The 2,016-nt window shown below is 59.6% G+C and carries 1 protein-coding gene; it reads right to left on the bottom strand.

Annotated features, from left to right (window positions below; translation table 11 throughout):
- Window positions 1-2,016: efflux RND transporter permease subunit (locus tag ACTG3T_RS06725; protein WP_439101496.1), on the bottom strand; the 2,016-nt coding region annotated here is incomplete at both ends.

The raw sequence follows: 2,016 nt of genomic DNA, 5'->3' as shown, positions 1-2,016 counted from the left end.
TACCGCGGACTTCCAGTCGTAGCCTTCTTCAATGTAATGGTTGATGAAGTCGACCATCACCAGGCTGTCGTTCACCACCACGCCGATGAGTCCGATAATCCCAATAGCGGACAAGATACTCACATCCATGCCCAGTATCAGGTGCCCCAGTAAAGCGCCGGTCACTCCAAAGGGAATAATGGACATGATGAGCAAAGGCTCGAGATAGCTCTTCAGCGGGATTGCCAGGGCGGCGTAGATCAGGAGCATCACCAGAATGCCGCCGTAGAGCAGACCGTCCGACGTTTTGCGCTGCTCGTCCACCTCGCCGGCCACGGAGTAGCGAACGAGGGGATGCTGCGCCAGTATCTCCGGCAGCATGCTGCTCTCCGCAAGCGCCATAACATCGCTGGACGATGTTTGGGCCTTATCAACGTCCGCCCGGACGTTGACCACCCGAGAGAGGTCAATACGGTTGATCACACTGAGGCTGGTCTGCTCCCGGACGCGACCCACCACCGAAAACGGCGCGCGCCCACCACCGGGCAGACTGATCCACAGCGACTGCAGGGAGTCCAGTTGCGTGCGATCAAGCTGCGGCAAGCGCACATAGACGCGAACCTCGTCTCTCCCCCGCTGCACCCGCTGCACCTCCGCGCCAAAGAATGCCTGGCGGATTTGTCGGGCCAGGTCCACATCCCCCAGCCCCAGCGCCTCGCCCTCGGGAGTGACGCTGATATCCAGCTCCCGCCCGCCGGCGTTGAAGCTGTCGCGAATATCCCGAACGCCATCGACCTGCGCCAAGCTCAGTTTGAGCTCACTCGCTGCCTGACGGAGCTGCTCCAGATCATCACCTTCGAGTTGAATATCGATGGGAGAACCGCCGGGGCCCGCGGCCGCGTCAATGCGGAAGGAGCGTACTCCTGGTAGCGGACCTAGTTCCTCGCGGAGCCATTTACCGAGCACCACAGAATCAATGTCGCGCTCTTCGCTCACAATAAGATCGACGATAACCCGTGCCTGGGTATCGCTTTCCGACAGCACCAGTAACGTGCGGATCACATCACGCCCCTGGGCGTCCTGCGCCTTGAAGCGATCGTTCATGGCCTGCGCGGCGCTTTCTATACGGCGGGCATACTCGTGGGTTTTTTGCCAGGGAGTTCCCTGGGGCATATCCAGGGTGACACCAATATTATCCGAGGGTACCGATGGGAAAAAGACCACACGCAATATCCCTGAGGGCACCAGTGCCAGACACACGATGAGTCCCGCGAAGAACACCGCGAGGGTTGTGTAGCGATAGGTGACGGCCCGCCCGAGCATACGACGGTAAGGACCCTGAGCGAAATTCACCAGGCCCTGCGCGATTCGCTGCTGCACGGTACGAAAAAAACCGATCTCGTCACCAGGCTTGGGGACCTGGATGTGTCGAAGGTGCGCAGGCAGTACAAGCTTGGTCTCGATCAAAGAAAAGATGACACAGAGAATCACTACCCAGCCGATATGCGACATGATCCTCGCAAAACCTTCTGTGAGAAACAGACTGGGACCAAAAGCCACCACCGTGGTCAGCGCGCCAAAAATCGTCGCGGTGGCCACGCGATGAACGCCGCCCACCACACTCTTCAAGCCCTCGCCATCGCGTTCCAGGCGAGCGTAGGCACTCTCCGCCGTTACGATGGCATCATCCACAAGCAGTCCCAGGACAAGAATAAAACCAAAGACCGACAGAACGTTGATGGACACGGGCAGGCCAAAAACCTCCAGTGCCGCCAGGCAGCCCAGCACAGCAAAAGGCAAGCCCAGCACCACCCAGAACGCCAGAGACAGATCCAGGAAGAGCGCCAGCGCAATCACCACGAGAATGCCACCCTGCGCCGCATTGCGCAGCATCAGGTCGATACGCCCGCTAAGGATCCGGCTGGCATCACCCCAGGCCTGCAGCTGCACGCCCTCGGGCAACTCCGCCTGCTTACGCTCCACGTAATCACGAATGGACTCGGTGATCCCCAGCACGTTCTGATCACCTACCCGATC

The organism is Congregibacter sp., assembly GCF_965660375.1.
GTDB lineage: Bacteria > Pseudomonadota > Gammaproteobacteria > Pseudomonadales > Halieaceae > Congregibacter.
The sequence above is the reverse complement of the archived record's forward strand: the minus strand, read 5'-3'. Positions and strand labels throughout refer to the sequence as shown.